The 17323-nt window shown below is 68.8% G+C and carries 12 protein-coding genes; 2 read left to right on the top strand and 10 right to left on the bottom strand.

Annotated features, from left to right (window positions below):
* Window positions 1–969: 969 nt before the first annotated feature.
* The 5 genes from F0U60_RS09135 to F0U60_RS09115 all read right to left on the bottom strand — a co-directional run bounded on the left by F0U60_RS09135 (window position 970) and on the right by F0U60_RS09115 (window position 8511).
* Window positions 970–2361 (bottom strand): sigma-54-dependent transcriptional regulator, encoded by a 1392-nt coding sequence (locus F0U60_RS09135; RefSeq protein ID WP_395825145.1) that lies wholly within the window; start codon window positions 2359–2361, stop codon window positions 970–972.
* A gap of 41 nt (window positions 2362–2402) precedes the next feature.
* The gene (locus tag F0U60_RS09130) at window positions 2403–4910 is read right to left on the bottom strand and encodes an ATP-binding protein (protein ID WP_395816725.1); all 2508 of its coding nucleotides are present in this window, start codon (window positions 4908–4910) and stop codon (window positions 2403–2405) included.
* The gene (gene selB, locus F0U60_RS09125) at window positions 4907–6823 is read right to left on the bottom strand and encodes a selenocysteine-specific translation elongation factor (RefSeq protein WP_395816722.1); all 1917 of its coding nucleotides are present in this window, start codon (window positions 6821–6823) and stop codon (window positions 4907–4909) included. Before selB ends, F0U60_RS09130 begins: the two co-directional genes overlap by 4 nt.
* Before the next feature lie 22 nt (window positions 6824–6845).
* A complete protein-coding gene (locus F0U60_RS09120) occupies window positions 6846–7517 on the bottom strand; it encodes a phosphoribosyltransferase (protein ID WP_395816719.1) in 672 nt (223 codons plus the stop codon).
* A 94-nt stretch (window positions 7518–7611) separates the two neighbouring features.
* A complete protein-coding gene (locus F0U60_RS09115) occupies window positions 7612–8511 on the bottom strand; it encodes an Hsp33 family molecular chaperone HslO (RefSeq protein ID WP_395816717.1) in 900 nt (299 codons plus the stop codon).
* 255 nt (window positions 8512–8766) lie between these two features.
* Between F0U60_RS09115 and F0U60_RS09110 the strand changes: the two genes are divergently transcribed.
* Window positions 8767–9483 carry a succinate dehydrogenase gene (locus F0U60_RS09110; RefSeq protein WP_395816714.1) on the top strand — a complete coding sequence of 239 codons (717 nt, stop codon included), beginning with the start codon at window positions 8767–8769 and terminating at the stop codon, window positions 9481–9483.
* 100 nt (window positions 9484–9583) lie between these two features.
* On the opposite strand, the gene F0U60_RS09105 is transcribed toward F0U60_RS09110, so the two are convergent.
* From F0U60_RS09105 to F0U60_RS09085, 5 genes are all read right to left on the bottom strand, one after another.
* Window positions 9584–10096, bottom strand: coding sequence for a single-stranded DNA-binding protein (locus F0U60_RS09105; protein ID WP_395816712.1), 513 nt, complete (start codon window positions 10094–10096; stop codon window positions 9584–9586).
* A gap of 184 nt (window positions 10097–10280) precedes the next feature.
* Window positions 10281–12521: a D-alanyl-D-alanine carboxypeptidase/D-alanyl-D-alanine-endopeptidase gene (gene dacB, locus F0U60_RS09100; RefSeq protein ID WP_395825142.1), complete on the bottom strand. Its 2241-nt coding sequence runs from the start codon at window positions 12519–12521 to the stop codon at window positions 10281–10283.
* A 223-nt stretch (window positions 12522–12744) separates the two neighbouring features.
* Window positions 12745–13536, bottom strand: a complete 792-nt coding sequence (locus tag F0U60_RS09095; RefSeq protein WP_395816708.1) for an SDR family oxidoreductase — start codon at window positions 13534–13536, stop codon at window positions 12745–12747.
* A gap of 49 nt (window positions 13537–13585) precedes the next feature.
* Window positions 13586–14506 (bottom strand): tol-pal system YbgF family protein, encoded by a 921-nt coding sequence (locus tag F0U60_RS09090; protein WP_395816705.1) that lies wholly within the window; start codon window positions 14504–14506, stop codon window positions 13586–13588.
* A gap of 36 nt (window positions 14507–14542) precedes the next feature.
* The gene (locus tag F0U60_RS09085; protein WP_395816702.1) at window positions 14543–16438 is read right to left on the bottom strand and encodes a protein kinase; all 1896 of its coding nucleotides are present in this window, start codon (window positions 16436–16438) and stop codon (window positions 14543–14545) included.
* 283 nt (window positions 16439–16721) lie between these two features.
* On the opposite strand from F0U60_RS09085, the gene F0U60_RS09080 reads away from it, so the two are divergent.
* Window positions 16722–17321 (top strand): TIGR02265 family protein, encoded by a 600-nt coding sequence (locus tag F0U60_RS09080; protein ID WP_395816699.1) that lies wholly within the window; start codon window positions 16722–16724, stop codon window positions 17319–17321.
* Window positions 17322–17323 lie beyond the last annotated feature (2 nt).

The following is a 17323-nucleotide window of genomic DNA, read 5'->3' as shown; positions in this document are numbered from 1 at the left end:
CCGGCATCCTCAGGAAGGACACCGAGCCGCAGGTTCTTCTTAAAAAGCCCACCGGAAGTGCTGAAGAAGGTGGGGGGGAACCTTCTTCAGCCTCACTTCGACGTGCTCCGAGGCTATCCTTTAGCACTCGCCATGCCAGCCCACCCTCGCCCTGAAAGTCTCGTGGTTTCAGGCACCTAGCGCTTTGGCCGCACCCGACGGCCCTGGCCGCTTTCAGCCCTGCATTGCAGCCCTGAAATCCCCTTGCAGATCTGCAAAGCCCTCTGCTCGAGGCCTGGAGGACAGGGGCGCAAAAAGAAGGAGGCCCGGTCACCTCAGAAAGGGACCGGGCCTCGGGTTCTTCTTAGGAAGCTCACCGGAAGTGCTGAAGGCGGTGGGGGGGAACCTCCTTCAGCCTCACTTCGACGTGCTCCGAGTCTATCCTTTAGCACTCGCCATGCCAGCCCGCCCTTACCTCAATTGCCTTGTACTTCCAGGCACTTAGCTCTTCTGCCCCTCTCCGGCCCGCTCCTCCGGTTTCAGCCCTGCATTGCAGCTCTGAAATCCCCTTGCAGATCTGCAAACCACCGTTTCTTCCAGTCACGTCGGAACGGAGGTGGTGCAGCGCCCAGGGCCCAAAAAGAAGGCGGCCCGGTCCCCTCAGGAAGGGAACCGGGCCGCGGGTTCTTCTAAATTAAGCTCACCGGAGCGCTGAAGGGGTGGGGGGGAACCACCTTCATCGCCACGTCGATGTGCTCCGGGTGTAGGCTATAGCACTCCGCATGCCAGCGCGTTTGAGTCTCAGGAGCCAGTAAATTCAGGCACTTAGCACTCTAATGCCCCCGGGGGCCCCCATCCCTGCATTGCAGCCCTGCAATTCGATTGCAGAGGTGAAAATCCGCAATCATTTCAAGTGCTTCTGCTTTTCACGACTGAAGCTACATTGCATTCCTGGCGGGGTGTTCCTCAATCGACACCCTCCGTACAGCCTCAGTCTCGGTGCTCTCCCCCGAGCGGACGGAGGTTGAGGCGCTTCATCTTGCGCCATAGCGTGGTCGAGGAGACGGCCAGCTCCTCGGCGACGCGGCCCAGGTCCATGCCGTGCCGCTCCAAGGCCTGGGCAATCGCCCGACGCTCAGCTTCCTCCACTGCCTCGGCCAGCGTGGGCATTTGGACGCTGGTGTCAGTAGCGGTAGGAGCAGGTGGAGTCCCGAGCGGGCCACTGGCCGCCACACGCGCGCTGGGGCGCAGGGGGAAGTCCTCGGGCAGCAGCTCCTCGCTTTCAGCCAGGGCCGCCGCCTGCTCCACCAGGTTCTCCAGCTCGCGCACGTTGCCGGGGAAGCTGTAGCCCATCAGGTGCTCTACCGCCGCCGCGGACAGGCGCTTGGGGTTCGGGCTTCGCGCATTGGCGCGCTCGAGGAAGTGCTTGGCCAGGGCAGGCACATCCTCCAGGCGCTCGCGCAGGGGCGGCACGCGCAGCGTCACCACGTTGAGCCGGTAGTAGAGGTCCTGCCGAAAGCGCTTCTCCTGCACCTCCAGCTCAATGTCGCGGTTGGTCGCGGCGACGATTCGCACATCCACCTTCACGGGAGTGGACTCACCCACGCGCCGCACCTCCCCGTCCTGCAGCGTGCGCAGCAGCTTGGACTGGAAGGCGGGCGTCGTCTCTGTCACCTCGTCGATGAAGAGGGTGCCGCCGTCGGCCTCCTCGACGAGACCGCGGCGAGCCCGCACCGCACCGGTGAAGGCGCCCTTGGCGTGGCCGAACAGCTCGCTCTCCAGCAGCGTCTCGGAGATGGCGGCGCAGTTGACGGGGACGAAGGCCTTGTCCTTGCGCCGGCTGTGCGCGTGCACCGCGCGGGCGACAAGCTCCTTACCCGTGCCGCTCTCGCCCTGCACCAGCACCGTGGCGTCGCTCTGCGCCACACGCACCAGCCGCGACGTCAGCTCGCGCATGGCCGGGCTGCCACCCACCAGTGCGCTCAGGCCGTGGCGCTCGTTGAACTCGCCAGCGAGCATGTCCACCGTCGCCTGCAGCCGAGCCCGCTCCAGCGCGCGCTCCACCCGGTAGCGCAGCTCGCCCTCCTTGAAGGGCTTGGTGACGTAATCGAACGCCCCCTGGCGCATGGCCTCCACCGCGCTCTCGATGGAGCCGAAGGCCGTCATCATGATGACCTGCAGGCGAGGCGCCACCTCCAGTGCCTTCTTGAGGAGGGTGAGCCCGTCCATGGGCTCCATCTTCAGGTCCGTCAACATCAGGTCCACGCCGCCACCGGAGAGGGTCGTGAGCGCCTCATCGCCATTGGCGGACTCGAGCACGGAGTAGCCCTCGGAACGCAGGAGGAGCGCCGTGGTGGCTCGCATGTTTCGCTGGTCGTCCACGACCAGGATGCGACCGCGAGGGAGAGGAGTGGATGCGTCGTTCACGGCAGACTCGTCGGCTGGGTGAGGGGTAGACGGAAGGTGAAGGTGGTGCCACGGCCTGGAGCGCTCTCCAGGGTCATCTCCCCGTGGTGCTCCTCGATGATGCGCTTCACCACGGCGAGCCCCAGGCCAGTGCCCTGGGCCTTGGTGGTAAAGAAGGGCTCGAAGACCCGGTGCACGAGCTCGGTGGGAATGCCGCAGCCCTGGTCCGCCACATCGATGCGCAGCACATCCCGGCTCCCGTGGGCCTCACGGCGAGCGCGCACTTGCACCACCCCACCCTGCGGCATGGCCTGGATGGAGTTGACCAGCACGTTGACCAGCGCCTGGCGAATGAGGCGTCTATCCAACGGCACACGGGGAAGGTCCGGCTCCACCTCGGCGGACAGAGAGATGCGGGAAGAGCCGCCCTGCTGGGCTTGCGCGGCGTCCACCGCGTCCTGGAGCACGCGCGGCACGTCCTCGTGCTGCAGCATGGGCTCGCGCGGACGGGTGTAGTCCAGCAGATCTCCCACCATGCGGTTCAGCCGGTCGCTCTCCTCCGCGAGGATGTCCAGCAGCATGGCCGCGTCGCCGTCGGGCTTGAGCATGCGGCGCAGCGAGGCCACCGCGTTGAAGATGACGCCCAGAGGGTTGCGCACCTCGTGGGCCACGATGGCGGACAGCTCGCCGAGTGCGGCCAGGCGCTCGCGCTTGACCATCTCCGCTCGGGCCGCGGCCAGCTCCGCGTAGGACGCCCAAAGCGACTCGTAGAGGCGAGCGTTGGCAATGGCCAAGGCAATCTGCCCACACGTGGCTTCGGCCAGCTCGACGAAGGCAGGGGTAAAGGCGCGCGGCCGGCGGGTGTCATCCAGCAGCACCACGCCGATGAGCTCCTCGCGCGAGGTGAGGGGCAGGCCCAGCAGGGCCTTCTCCTCGAAGCGGCGGACGAGCTCGCGGGTCTCCAGCTCCGCAACCTTCGACAGGTCCGGGATGGCGACGGGCCGTCGCTCGCGTGCCACGCGCGCAGCGATGCTGACGGGATCGTCCACGGGAATCACCACGCTGCGGAAGAAGTCGCGGTGGGTGACAGAGGCGGCGGCGCCGCGCAGGACGCCCGCGTGCTCGTCGTGCAGCAGGATGAAGCAGTTGGAGACGTCCAGCAGCTTGACGAGGAAGTCGGAGGCCACGTCCAGGATGCTGGCCACCTCCAGCGTGGCCGTGGTGGTACGGGCCAGGTCCAACAACAGGCGCGTGTCGGAGAGCTGCCGGGCAGACTCGGAGCGCAGGCGCCGCTGATCCAACAGCGTCATCAACAGCTCGGACAACGTGCCCAACAACCGCAGGTCCGCTCCGACAAAGGGACGCCCTGGCGGACGCAGCACCTGGAGGAACCCTCGCGGATGGCCCCCATGCGACAGGCGGATCGCCACGCCGCAGCCCAGGCGCCCGCCCGTGGCCTCCAGCAGCGCGCGCTCCTCGGCCTCGTTGGAGAGCACCGCGCCCCGGGCTGCCATGACGGCCGGTGACAGGCCTCCTTGCTGCGCGGCAAGCACGTTCTTCAACGCGCCGTCCAGGCCCACCTGCGCCGTGAGGACCAACTCCCCCTCGGGCGACTCGGGCGCATACAGCAGCACGGCCTCCGCGCCGAGCAAGGAGGCCAGGCGCGAGAGGAAGTCTTCGGCCGAGGGGGGCTCCGGCTGGGCGACGAAGCGTGCCGCCTCGGCCACAGCCACCATCTCCCACCGGCCTCGCTCCACGTCCGCCAACAGCCGCGCATCGGTGAGGGCGGCCCCCACCACCTTGGCGAAGAGCGCCAGCACCGAGCCATACGAGGGAGACAACCCCGGCCCGGACACCCACAGCACCTCCGACAGCGTGGTGCCCAGCGGGAGGTAGACGGGCGTGGACAGGCCTTGGACGGAGCCGAAGACGGGCCGGCCCTCGGACAGCGCCCTCAGCCCCAGCTCCCCTTCTCCCGGGGGCGGCGCTCCGTCCCGGTCGATGAACCGCTCCCCATCTCGCATCAGGAAGCGCGCAGAGAGCCCGGCGGCCGAGAGGCCCGCCAGCGCCACCCGCCGCACCGCATCCTCCGAGCGCGCGGCAACGAGCTCCGCGGACGTCTCCACCAGGCGCTCGGCCACCTCCAGCTCCGCCGGACGCTCGCCCAGCACCAGGAGGTTGATGAGCAGGGCCCGGCCACTCTCCTCCAGCTCCACCTCCTGCACGTGGGTCGCCACCTCGAGCAGCCCACCGCCCACCCTGGGCAACAGGTAGCGCTGGGGGTCCGTCTCCTTCAACGTCCCCTGCTCGCGTTGGCGATAGCGCACCTCGAAGCGCGCTCGGTCCTCCGGACGAACGAAGTCCAGGAAGAAGCGGCCCTCTACCTGCTCACGGCCTAGCCCCAGCATCGCGAGGTAGGCCTCGTTCGCCACACGCACTCGGCCCTCTTGGGCCACGTACATGGGGTTGCCGAAGAACTCGACGAGGGCCCGTAGGGCTGTCTCGCTGTAACGCTTCGTCATCATGCGCGCCGCAGCACCCGCTTCTCTCCGACCCGCAGCGTCACCTTCTCGCGGTCGAAGTACTCCGAGAGGGGAATGACGAACTTCCGGCTCTGCCCGACCATTTCCTTGAAGGCCTGGGTGGAAATCTCCTTCTTCTCACGAAGGTGAGCAACCAGCCGCTCCTTCAGCCCGGCCAGCGCCCCTGTGTCGAAAAAGAGCTCCTCGCTCACCCGTGCCACCCGGCCCTCCGCTACCGCTACCTTGAGCAACTCCTGCACCCGAGCGACTGGCAACCGCAGCCGCTCGGCCAGCTCGTTGAGGGTGGGCGGCGCAAGCCCCGCCGCGGAGAGATCCGCCACCAGCCGCGTGCGCGCAGCGTCCTCGTCCAGCGACAGCGTGCGGCCACGCCCCTTGAGGCGTACCACCTCCTTCTCCACCTCCACCTTCCCCCCGTCCGTCAGCGCCTGCACCACTCGGGTAAAGATGCGCGCGTCCAGCTCGCCGGAGAGGCGCTGGCGCAGCTCCTCCCTCGACAGGCCCTCCCGCAGCGGCTCGCGCTCGTGGAAGGCCGCGAGCAGCGCCAGGGCGCGAGCCCGCAGCCCCTCGAACACCTCACCCGAAAGGTAGAGGCGCCGCTCCCTGTCCACCAGCAGCACCGTGCCCCGCGCACCCAGTAGCTCCAAGGCCCGGGAGAGCACCTTGGGCACCAGCGCCGAGCGGGCAAAGAGCTCCTGTTGGGTGAGGCCGCGATAGCCTGCCTGGCGCAGCAACCACGCCACCTGCCCCTCTGGGCCCGCCTCCAGCAGCGGGGCCACCACCTCGGCACCACCCTTGCGTCGGCGCGGTGGGGTGATGGACAGCACGCGCCCACCGGCCAGCGTGGCGCCACGACCCGGCAGCGCACGCGAGCCCCGAAGAATGAAGCGCTGGCCCGGCAACGCCGCCATCGGCGCGGAGAGACGCAGCTGCGCGAGCGCCGTCTCGCCCGGCTCCAGCTTCTCCAAATCCAACAGCGCCACCGTGCACTCCACCTGCGCAGTGCCCAGGTGCAGCAGCAGCTTGCGGCGCCGGGGAAGCGACTCCTCGGCCGCGGGCAGCAGGCTCAGCTCCACGTCCAGCATGGACGTCTCGGGCACCTCGCCGGCCTTCACCAGCACCATGCCTCGCGCGATGGCCTCGGGCTCCACTCCCGTCAGGTTCACGGCGGTGCGCTGGCCCGCTGCCACCTTCGGCACCGGCTCGCCATGCATCTGCAGCCCGCGCACACGAAAGGGACCCGGCAGGCCCGGCAGCAGGGAGACGGCGTCCTCCACCGCCAGCGTGCCGGACAACAGCGTGCCCGTCACCACCGTGCCGAAGCCCTTGATGGTGAAGGCGCGATCCACGGGAAGGAAGGCGGGGCCCTCGGAGGGACGCGAGGGCAGGCCCTGCGCAGCCCGGGTGAGCGCGGCGCGCAGCTCGGGCAGCCCCGCCCCCGTCTTCGAGGAGACGGGCACCACCGGCGCGCCCTCCAGAAAGGTACCGGCCACCAGCGTGGCCAGGTCCGCTTCCACCAACGCACGCCACTCGGCGCCCAGCTCCTCCAGCAGGTCCGACTTGGTGAGGGCGATGACACCCGCCTTCACGCCGAGCAGCCGGCAGATGTCCAGGTGCTCGCGCGTCTGGGGCATCACGCCCTCGTCCGCGGCCACCACCAGCACCGCCAGGTCCACCCCGCCAGCACCTGCCACCATCGCCTTCACGAAGCGCTCGTGCCCGGGCACATCCACCACGCCGGCCACCGTGCTGTCGTCGAGCGCCAGGTGCGCGAAGCCCAGCTCCAGCGTGATGCCCCGACGCTTCTCTTCCTTCAGCCTGTCGGTGTCGATACCGGTGAGCGCCTTGACCAGTGACGTCTTGCCGTGATCGATGTGCCCAGCGGTACCAATGATCATCTCGCCCCCGGCTCTCTTTCGACTAAGCCCCCGCCTTGTCCGGGTCCACGTCGAAGCGAGTGTCCTCGGTGACGGCCTCGTAGTCCCACGGGAAGACGACAAGAGCGTCGGTGGGCAGCGCGCAGAAGCTCGGGGCGAAGCCCCCCGGACGAGCCACCAGCGCCGCGGTGTTCACCTCCCGGGCCCCCACCTTCCGGGCCAGGGCGGTCGCCAGCTCCAGCGTGTCGCCGCTGGAGACGACGTCGTCCACGATGAGCACGCGCTTGCCCTTGAGCTCGCGCGGCATCTCCCCACTCAGCTTCGGCTTCGTCGCGCCCTTGTCACGGCTGCGGCGGCTGATGCGCACCGGGTAGAAGTCGCAGCCGAGTGCGCTGGACAGCGCCCCGCCCACGAACACGCCCCCGTGCGCCACACCCACCACGGCCTGGGGCTTGTAGGACAGGCTGATGGTGCGCGCGAGCGTCTGCACGGCTCGGTCGAACTCCGCCCAGGACAGCTCCTGGATGCTCGTCTTCGAGCGCGACTGATCACGCCCGGTGAGCTGACGTGGCGCCTCCACCTGAGGCGCGAGCACCACGTCGGAGGGGATGGAGACGAGCTTCTCCACCTGCTGCTTCTGGGAGGGCTTGCCCTTCGTGCCCTTGGGTGGTGCCTTGGTGGGCGGTGCCTTGGGCGTTGCCCGCTTGGTGGCCACTGCGAGGACTCCAGGTCTGGGGTAGCGGTGCCGCGTCATACCCCGGGCGGCGCGGTACCGCCACTCCCGGGGGATCCGCTCGCCCGTCTCCTGTTCAGCTCGAGGCCTGGGCCATGCCCGCCAGGATTTCTCGGATCTCCTCGCCGGTGACCACGTAATGAGTCGTGCAGAAGTGGCAGTCGGCCTCGGCCTGCCCTTCCTTGGCGAGGATGTCCTCCAGCTCCGCGCGGCCCATGGACAACAGCGCCCGCTTCACCCGGTCCTTGCTGCAACTGCACGTGAAGGAAACCGGATAACGGGACATCACCTCCAGGTCCGGTTGGGACACCAACGTCTTGAGCAGCGAGGTCGCCCCCTGCCCGGCATGCGCCCGCACGGCGGGCTCGAAGTCCCGGGTCAGCCTGTCGCCGAGCGCCCGGAAGGCGTCCTGGTCCCCGTTGGGCAGCGGCTGCAACAACATGCCCGCCACGAGGCCCAGCGGCTCCTCGGTACCGTTGGCCTGCGTCGGCAGCACGGTGAGGTAGACGCGCGTAGGCAGCTGGTCGGAGATGGTGAAGTAGCGCTCCAGGTCCCCGGCCAGGTCGAAGCTCTCGAGCTCCACCGCAGAGCGGTAGTACTCGCCCCCGCCCAGGTCGCGCAGCACGGAGAGGAAGCCCTTGTTCCCCAGCGCTGGACGCCAGTGGTACTCGCCCTCGGAGCCCACGTGGGTCACCAGGGGGTTCTTCGCGTAGCCGCGCAGCACGCCCGCGGTGTCCGCATCCACAAAGAGGCCCCGGAGCGGTCCATCACACTCGAGCTGGAGATTCACGCGCGAGTCGCTCTTCTGCAGGGAGGCGAGCAGGGCGCCCGCCGTGAGGCCCTGCGCCATGAGCGAGGCCGAGGCCGTCGCGGAGCGGTGCAGCTCGCGCGCCTTCCGGACGAGCTCACTGGTGGTGACGAGCACCACGCGCAGGTCGGTTTCCTTCAACAATCCACTGACGAGTTCATCAGCCATAAGGTCTGGAACTAGCGTGCCCACCCGCGGGCCGCTCGCCAATGACAATGAGGCCCGGGGCTCCCCTGCCCGGGCCGCAGCCAACGGGGCAGGTCCTACGGGGACGCATCACCCGGGCTGATACTTCCGTGTGCTCCGGCTCTCTTTCCTGATGGCAGAAAGTCCTACCCGCGCCGGGGACCGGCTATAACCCCCTGTCCGTCCGTCCGTCTGTCACTCGACGCGGCCCCCATCCGCGCGATGTCCGGAGTACCGATGAGCACCCAAGCCGCTACCGCTCCTGCTGCCCTTCCCCAGAAGACGCCGCTCCTTCAGTCCCGTCTGGGTTCGTTCCTCGCCGTGGTGCCGCTGAGCATCTGGGTGGTGAACCACCTGTGGGACAACCTCGCCGCCTTCTACGGGGGCGCGGCCTGGCAGACGGCGGTCACCCAGTACAAGCACCCGTACGCCCAGGCCCTCACGTTCCTCATCGTGATGCTGCCCCTGCTCTTCCACACCGGCTGGGGCCTGGTGCGCATGTTCAGCTTCAAGCCGAACAACCTCGCCTACCCGTACTACGGCAACCTCAAGTACATCGTTCAGCGCGTGGCCGGCCTGGGCGTGCTCGCCTTCCTGGGCGCCCACATCTGGCTGGCCTTCCTCCAGCCGCGGCTGATTCACGGCCAGGCGGAGCCCTTCGCGGCCATCGCCTACGAGATGCACTGGCATGCGCCCACCATCATGGTCTACCTGCTGGGCGTGCTGGGCACGGCATACCACCTCGCCAACGGCCTCCAGGGCTTCGCCATGGGCTGGGGCCTGCTGGCCACCGAGCGCTCCATGCGCCGCTTCGAGCCCTGGTCCATCGTCATCTTCCTGGTGCTGCTGGCCATGGGCTGGGGCGCCATCTTCGCGCTGTACCAGGCCGGTGGCACCGAAGAGGTCATCCGCGCCCGCGAGGAGATCGTCCGGCTGCGCGGCGACATGCACTGAGCGCAGCGCCCTCGAGGCCCGCAACGACAACGGCCGCCCCGGTTTCCCGGGAGCGGCCGTTTCGTTTCTACTTCCTGCGCTCGGGTGCGAGCGGCCTGGCCTAGAACGGGATGTCGTCGTCCCCGCCGCCGTTGCCACCGCCACCGCCCTCGTCCATGCCCATGGGGGGAGGGCCGTAGTCGTCGTACCCGCCGCCGCCCTGCTGCTGGCCCCCGCCACGCTGCTGCGAGTAGCCGCGGCCGCCACCACCACCCCCACCACCGCTCGCTCCGGCGCCGTCACGGCCGCCGAGGAAGGTCACCGCGTTGGCCACCACCTCGGTGGTGTAGTTCTTCCGGTTCTCCTTGTCCGTCCACTCGCGCGTCTGCAGGCGGCCCTCGACGTAGCACTGGCGACCCTTCTTCAGGTACTCGCCGCAGAGCTCCGCGAGCTTCCCCCACACGACGATGCGGTGCCACTCCGTGCGCTCCTGCTTCTGGCCGTTCTTGTCGGTCCAGGTATCGCTGGTCGCGATGCGGAAGTTGGCGACCGCCTGGCCGCCCGGGGTAAAGCGCACCTCCGGGTCCGCGCCGAGGTTGCCGATGAGGATGACCTTGTTGACTCCTCCAGCCATGACGACGTCCTTTCTCCACGAGGACCGGCCCACCACGGGCCAGTCACATACGTCCAGGGCAGGCACCAGGCCCACCGCCGGACTCGCCCTATAGCATACCGGGTGAGTCCCCACCTGAACAGGGATTCACCCGGTTATGCGACATGTGTTCGCAGGGAGACCCCTCGAGCGGACAGGCAGGGGCTCACCCGCCCGGACGGGTCTCCGCCGTACGCTCGACAGAGCCGGGGCCGATGGGCGCGGAGGCTGCCGGAGCCACGACCTGCACGGGAACCAGGGGCTTGGGCGCCTTCTCCTCGGCGACCTTGCGTGACAGCGAGCCCTCCAGCGAGCGGGAGAACTCCGCCAGCTTGGTGTCGGTGGAGCCCAGGCTCTTGCGCAGCGCCTTCCAGAAGGGGTGCTCCGCGTCTCCCGCCTGGACGAGCCCCCGCGCCAGCAGCGTGGTGGCCGTCTCGCGGTCCCGAGCCGAGGCCGTCCGCATCGCCTGCACCAGCTCCTCCGGGGCCGTACGAGCCACCGCACCCAGGCCCTCGGCCATCTCGGACTCGGAGGCGGCGTCGCCCGCGGAAGCCCCGGCCAGCTCGATGATGCGCGCGAGCGCCTCGGCGTTGCCGCTGGCGGCCAGCTCCACCATGGCGCCCAGACCGGGCACCTCCACCGACAGCTCACGCGCCACCGCGCGCAGCCGGCCGTACACGTCCGTGCCCGCCGAGTAGCTGTCCAGCAGCGTGCGCACCCCGAGGTAGTCCTGCGGGTTGGACTGGTAGAGGCTCTCGGCCACCACCGCCCGCACCGCTGGGTCACGCTCGCTGCGCCACGCCGTGCGCAGGAAGCCGATGTTGCGCGCGTCACGCTGGCTGCCCAGCGCCAGGTACGTCTTCACCCGGCTCGTCACCTCGGCCATGGGGGTGCTCGACTTCTCCTCGCTGGCCAGCTCCGCCACCGTGCGCCCCGGACCCATCGTGGAGCCCACCGAGGCCACCGCCGCGCCCAGCGAGTCCAGCCCGCGCACCACCGGCCCAGAGCGGCCCGGGTAGTCATTCACCATCATGGAGAAGATGAACTTCTCCCCGCCCGCCGCCTGCACGTAGCCGCTGAGGGCCGACACGTTCTCCAGCGTGCCCGTCTTCGCGCGCAGCCGGCCCACGGCCTCCGTCCCATCGAAGCGGTACTTGAGCGTGCCGTCCTTGCCGGCGATGCCCAGCGAGGACAGGTACTCGGGCGCCAGCGGGAAGCGCTCGTACATGTAGCGCAGAATGCGGTCCATCTGCGTGGCGGAGAAGCGGTTGGCGTCGTTGAGACCGCTGCCGTTCTTCATCACGTACGTGCCGCGAGGAATGCCCACCTCGCGCGACAGGAAGTCCTCCACCACGTCAATGCCCTTGGCGAAGGTGCCCGGCACCCCACGCGACTCGGCGCCCATCACCTTGAGGAGCGTCTCCGCGACGAAGTTGCTCGACAGCTTGTTGAGGCGCTTGAGGATGATGTCGAAGGTGTCCGAGTGGGCCACGTACACCAGCTTCGCCTTCTGCGGCGCGAGGCCCTGCTTCACCTTGCCCTTCACCTTCACGCCCCGCGCGTTCAGCATCTGCTTGAGCGTCTGGCCGAAGTACATGGGCGGGTTGTCGATCTTCTTGTACACGCTCATGTAGGCGCCGCCGTGCGGCACCTGGCCCCGCACGATGATCTTCTGCTGGGCCCCCGCGGCATCCGAGGCCACCGAGAAGCGGCGGGACCGGGCGTTGCCCGTGGTCAACGCGCTCTCCACCACGAAGAAGTCGCTCTGGGGCTCGATCTCCACCACGCCCTTGGAGCCCACGGTGTCACCGGGACGCAGAAACACGCCCACCGCGTTCCAGTTGAGGCTCAGCGCGCCAGTGGGGGCCATGTAGGCCCGGTCCGAGTCCTCCTGGTCGAAGCCGGGCGGGGTGCGCTCAGCGTCAAACCACGAGTCGTCCACGACGATGTCCTGCACCTCACGCAGGCCGGTGTGGAAGAGGTCCGACACGATGCCGTAGAGGCGCTCGGTGGTGATGGACGGGTCGCCCTTGCCACGCACGTAGAGCGTCTTGGCCTTGACGCCGTCGGACTCGGTCTCCAGGAGGAACTCGGTCTCGAAGCGGTACTCAGGCCCAAGCGTGACAAGCGCCGCCGCCGACGTGACGAGCTTCACGTTCGAGGCGGGGTTGAGCAGCTCGTCGGCGTTGTGGCTGAACACCACGCTGCCGTCGTCGAGGCTCATCATGTGGACGCCCACGCGACTGGCGTTGAGGGGCTCGCGTTGCAACACCTGCATCAGCGAAGCCTTGAGCGCCTCGCGCTCGGCGCGCTTCTTGTCGTCCGCGGCGCCGAAGCCGACGCGCGGAAGCATGACGAAAAGGGCAACCGTCACGGCCAAGAGGGGTCTGGCTCGGTGATCCTGCACGTGTTCTCCGGGGAAGATGGCGGCCATTATGTGAGGGGGCTTCCAGGGCGGCAAGGGAGACACTCGACTGGAACCCGCGTCGTGGGTGCCCGGTCTTCCACCAGGCGGCAAAGCGTTACCCAATCTGTAGACCAGTGCGCGCTTTCTGAATGGAGAGACCGGGCAGGCATGCGGAGTCCGATGGGGAGAGTACCCACCCACGCCGACATGACAGCGGGACTGACTACCAGGGGATGGGCTGGCGATCCCGAAAGAAGCAGCCCGTGGGCCCCCCGGGGGGAAGTGTCGCGGCCCACACGAGGGTGTCCGCGCCCTCCTCCACGCTTCGCGGCGCCCCCGGCCCCCCCATTCGCGTCTTCACCCAGCCCGGACAGACGGCATTGACGAGCAGGTGACGCGGCTTCAGCTCCTCGGCCCACAGCCGTGTCAACGCGTTGAGCCCCAACTTGGAGACACGGTAGGCCGAGCCTGGCCAGCCCTTCTGCGCGTACTCGCCGCTGCGCACATCGTCGACGAACGTGCGCAGGAGGGAGATCAACTCCTCCCTGGATGGGGGCGGATCGATGCGCTGGCGGATGGCGGGAGACAGCCCCTCCAGCGCGCCCGCCCCGCTCGACACCATGACGATACGGCCGTGCTCCTCCATCAATGGCAGCAAGCGCTCCGTGACGTGCATGGCACCGAAGAAGTTGACGGCGAGGGTGCCCTCGGCGACGTGCTCGTCAAAACCCTTCATGGAGATGCCCGCGTTGTTGACGAGCGCCGCGAGCCGGAGGTCCTGGCGCCCGAGCCGATCCGCCAACTGCTCGATGCTCTCCTGAGACGTGACGTCGAGGGGCTCGAAGGTCACCTCGATGCCCTCGGAGCGCAGCGCGGCGGTGGCCTTCGCGCCCTCGGCGATGTCCCGGGCCGAGAGCAACACCCGCATGCCGCGCCGGCTGAGCTGCCGGCAGACCTCGAGCCCAAGCCCCCGATTGCCACCCGTCACAAGCGCCGTTCCCGTCACCTTCTCCATGTGCCGTCACCTCCGGCCCAGGATAGTAATGACGCTGCCGGCCTGGCGCTCACCGTGCGAAGAGGCTGTAGCCCACCCCCGCGGAGATGACGAACACGCCCCCGTTGTACCGAGCGGGGGCGTTGACGAGGTACTCGGCGCCGACATCCGCCAACAGGGTGAGCTGTGGCGAGAGCGCCAGCCGTCCTCCCACCGCGCCGCCAAGGCCCACCCACGAGCCCTCGGAGGTTTCCACGTTGCCGCGCGGGAACAGGGTTCCCCGCAGCGCCACCCGCGGTTGGAAGGCCCCCGTCCCAAAGAGATAGCCCGCCTCCAACTCCCACGCCCAACGTTCACCGCCTGGCAGCGCGCGCACGGTACCCTCCACCGGTCCGCTCCCTACGGTGAGGCCCAGGCCCAGACCGAAGGAGACCGTCCCCCCGGAGAGCGCTCCCGCGGCGTCGCTGTAGCCAGTGAGCTCTGGCCGCAACCGGAAGGAGGAGGGGGATTGTGTGAACGCCGTGCCCTGAAGCTCCCCCGCCGGCCCCCCCGTCACCGGCTGTTGAGCCGCCTGCTCACGCCTGCGCCGCTCGGCTTCCTCGGCGGCGGCGAGCCGCTCCCGCTCAGCCTGCGCGGCCTCCTCGCGCAGGCGCTCGGCTTGCAGTCGGCTGCGCACCACCTTCTCTAGCTCCACCAACTCCGGAGGGAAGAGGGCGGGATCCACCCGCTCCTCCGGGTAGAGCAGGGCGAGTTCCTCAAGTTGCTGGCGCGCCTCGTCCGTCATCTCGAGCGCCAGGAGCGAAGCGGCGAGGTAGACGCGCGCGCGGGCCCGATCCTTCTCGGAGCGCCGGGGGTTGTTCACCTCCTCCTTCAGCGCGCGACTTGCCCGAACATATTCGCCCCGCTCATAGAGCCGGATGCCCCGTATTTCCGCCGCCCACGTGGACAGAGGAATGAGCAGAAGCAGAAGGGACAGCGCACGTGGATGCATGGAAATGGCGGCTCCTGGATGGGCGAGCGTCTCTGATTACCCCGTTGGCTTACATGGGGCGGAGTATTCGCTCGTTTCCCCTGCGCGGATGGTGATCCGCACTCGATGGTCCTGAATGTTGGGATTGTTGATCAGCTCGAGGTCGTGCACGCCGGAAGGCAAGGAAATGGGCTTCATCGGCGCACGTCCCCGGAGTGTCCCGTCGATGTACACTTCGCGCCAACACGCCGACACGAGCTGGAAGGATCCCGGCCCACTGGGAGGGGAACGCCGTTTCCCCTCAGGAGTCGAATCCTTCTGCTCCTGAGGGAGCCCCGAGCCGGTCTTCTGCGACGGCGGAGCCTCATCCGGGGTCGAAGCCACCACCTGCGCCGAGGGCGGAGGTGTTTCCGTCCGTGTGGGCGTCTGGGGCTCGGGCGGAGTGGCCGGAGTCGGAGCCGGAACCGGAATTGGTCGCAGGCCGGTTCCCGCCTGGGGCTCCTGCAGGGGAACGGGGGTCGGGCCGCTGTCGCCCTTGTGCACTACCACGCCCACGCCTACACCGAGGAAGACTGCGGCCAGGCCCACGGGCAGCAACAGCTTCATGCCAAGCTTGGAGCGCGGCGCGGGCGCGAGTTCCGAGGTATCAGGAACCTGCGCATCCCGGACCGTTCCCCTCAGCCGATCTGTGTCCGCGGGGGATGGCGGACGAGGGGCAGCGGCCTGGGGACGCGCGGGAGCCGCCGGTCTCGCGGTCTGCGGGCGCGGGGCCTGCGGACGCGCGGAGGCCACCGGTCGCGCGGGGGCCACCGGGGGAGCATCGGTCATCGTCTGGGGAGCGGTCACCGTCTGCGGCGCGGGCGTGGCCGCCGGGCGAGCCGTGGGGGCCCCCCGCTGGGGAACCACCCCGGGGGCCTCCTGCCGAGCCCTGGGGCGCGTGGGGAGTTCGAACTCCGGCACGTGGCGGGCGAACCCAGACAGCTGGGTCATCTCGACGGCCAGCGTCCTGGCGATGCTCTTCAGCTCACGCGCCACTGCGTCGGCCGAGGCGGGCCGCTGCTCCGGCTCCTTGGACAACAGCCGGAGGACGAGGGCCTCGAGCTCGGGCGGCAGGCCGTCCACGAAGGACGACGGCGCGGGCGGCTGGGCCTGCACCTGCTGGATGGCCACGTGCATCGGCGAGTCACCCCGGAAGGGCAACGTCCCGGTGAGCATCTCGAACAGGATGATGCCCACCGCGTACAGGTCGGTGCGCGGGCTGACCGGCTGACCACAGGCCTGCTCCGGCGCCATGTACTCGGGGGTGCCAACAATCATGCTCGCGCGCGTCTGCGGCGTGGCGCTGTGGGGCGCCGCCCCCTGCTTGGCGAGCCCGAAGTCGAGCACCTTCACGTACTCCGAGCCGTTCGACTCCAGCACGACGAAGATGTTGCCCGGCTTGAGGTCGCGGTGGATGACGCCCACGGCGTGCGCAGCCGACAGCGCGCCGAGCACCTCGGTGATGAGCTGGATGACCTCGGCGGGCGGCATCGGCGCCCGGTCCATGATGACTTCATCGAGCGGCCGGCCATTGAGGAACTCCATCACCAGGTACTGGCCGATGCCCGGCAGCGTCCCGAAGCCGAAGATGTCGATGATGCCGCGGTGACGGATGGCGCTCGTCGCGCGGGCCTCGCTCACGAGCTCTCTCGAGCGGATGCCCTCCGAGGAGTCCGGGCGGATGATCTTGATGGCGACCTTGCGGCCGATGACCGGGTGCTCGCCCTCGTAGACGACGCCCATGCCACCGCTGCCGATGCGCCGGCGCACCACGTACTCGCCGAGGCGCTGGCCCACCAGGATGTCCTTGCGAACGGTGGACTCCCACTCGCTCTGCTCCGGGGCGGAAAGCTCTTCCTCCTCCGAAGCCGTGAGCGCGGCACGCACCACCGTCTTGTCCTCTGAATAGGACACCAGCTCGACGGCCGTTCCATCTCGAGGACATTCACTCAACCCCTCGGGAATGGCCCCCCCACAGGTGCGACAAGGTCGCTGAACAATCATTTCAATCGCGCAGTCTAGGCCACCCCCCTCCGGCAGGTCACCTGCCCCCCCTCTGGGGCGTCTGCCCGAGGAGGTAGCGGATTTGCCCGGAAGGGTCTCCCACAGATAGGTTCCAGAGGACCCGGCGACCGCTGCCTCGCTCACAAAAATCGCCTGGCCCCCCTTCTCCATGAGCACGAGCCGCGAAGCCAACATGGAGACAGGAGCGACCCGCGACTGGGCGTGGGAGCTGCGCAAGAACAGCCAGCTCGCCACGCCCCAGGACACCGCGCGTGGGCTGTTCTTCACCAGCATGCTGGATTCAATCCGGGGGCTCGGGAACGAGGTCGCGGTAGCGCGCTGCCAGGAGGTCCTCGGAGGGCACACCTTCGTCCCCTTCTTCAGCTACCCCATCCCCCTGCTGGTGCGCCTGACGGAGGCCGCCATGCGAGAGCTGAGCGGCCAGTACGGCGGTCCGGAGAACGCGGCACGAGCCCTGGGACGCAAGGCCACTGCGGACTTCATGGCTTCCGCGGTGGGCAACGCGGTGCGCCTGATGGCCGGCAAGGACATCAAGCTGCTCACAGGCAGCGTGCAGACCCTCTACCGGATGGCGACCTCCTATGGGGAGCGCAGGCTGGAGTGGCTCGGAGAGAAGAGCGGCCGACTCCTCATGCGGCGCACCTTCCTGCCCGTGCCGTATCACGAGGGCGTGGTGGAGGGGCTCGTCACGCAGTATGGAGCGAGGAACGTGAAGGTGCGCGGTCAGCAGACGGCCCCGCTCGATAGCGAGTACGACTTCTCCTGGGAGTGAGC

Source organism: Archangium minus, from assembly GCF_044360475.1.
GTDB classification, from domain to species: domain Bacteria; phylum Myxococcota; class Myxococcia; order Myxococcales; family Myxococcaceae; genus Archangium; species Archangium minus.
Note: the sequence above shows the minus strand (reverse complement) of the source record. Positions and strands in the feature narration are given on the sequence as shown.

Coding starts and splice junctions, on each gene's coding strand:
- F0U60_RS09080 (WP_395816699.1), top strand. CDS start 16,722: ATGGAGACAGGAGCGACCCGCGACTGGGCGTGGGAGCTGCGCAAGAAC.
- F0U60_RS09090 (WP_395816705.1), bottom strand. CDS start 14,506: ATGCATCCACGTGCGCTGTCCCTTCTGCTTCTGCTCATTCCTCTGTCC.
- F0U60_RS09130 (WP_395816725.1), bottom strand. CDS start 4,910: ATGATGACGAAGCGTTACAGCGAGACAGCCCTACGGGCCCTCGTCGAG.
- F0U60_RS09095 (WP_395816708.1), bottom strand. CDS start 13,536: ATGGAGAAGGTGACGGGAACGGCGCTTGTGACGGGTGGCAATCGGGGG.
- selB (WP_395816722.1), bottom strand. CDS start 6,823: ATGATCATTGGTACCGCTGGGCACATCGATCACGGCAAGACGTCACTG.
- F0U60_RS09110 (WP_395816714.1), top strand. CDS start 8,767: ATGAGCACCCAAGCCGCTACCGCTCCTGCTGCCCTTCCCCAGAAGACG.
- F0U60_RS09105 (WP_395816712.1), bottom strand. CDS start 10,096: ATGGCTGGAGGAGTCAACAAGGTCATCCTCATCGGCAACCTCGGCGCG.
- F0U60_RS09115 (WP_395816717.1), bottom strand. CDS start 8,511: ATGGCTGATGAACTCGTCAGTGGATTGTTGAAGGAAACCGACCTGCGC.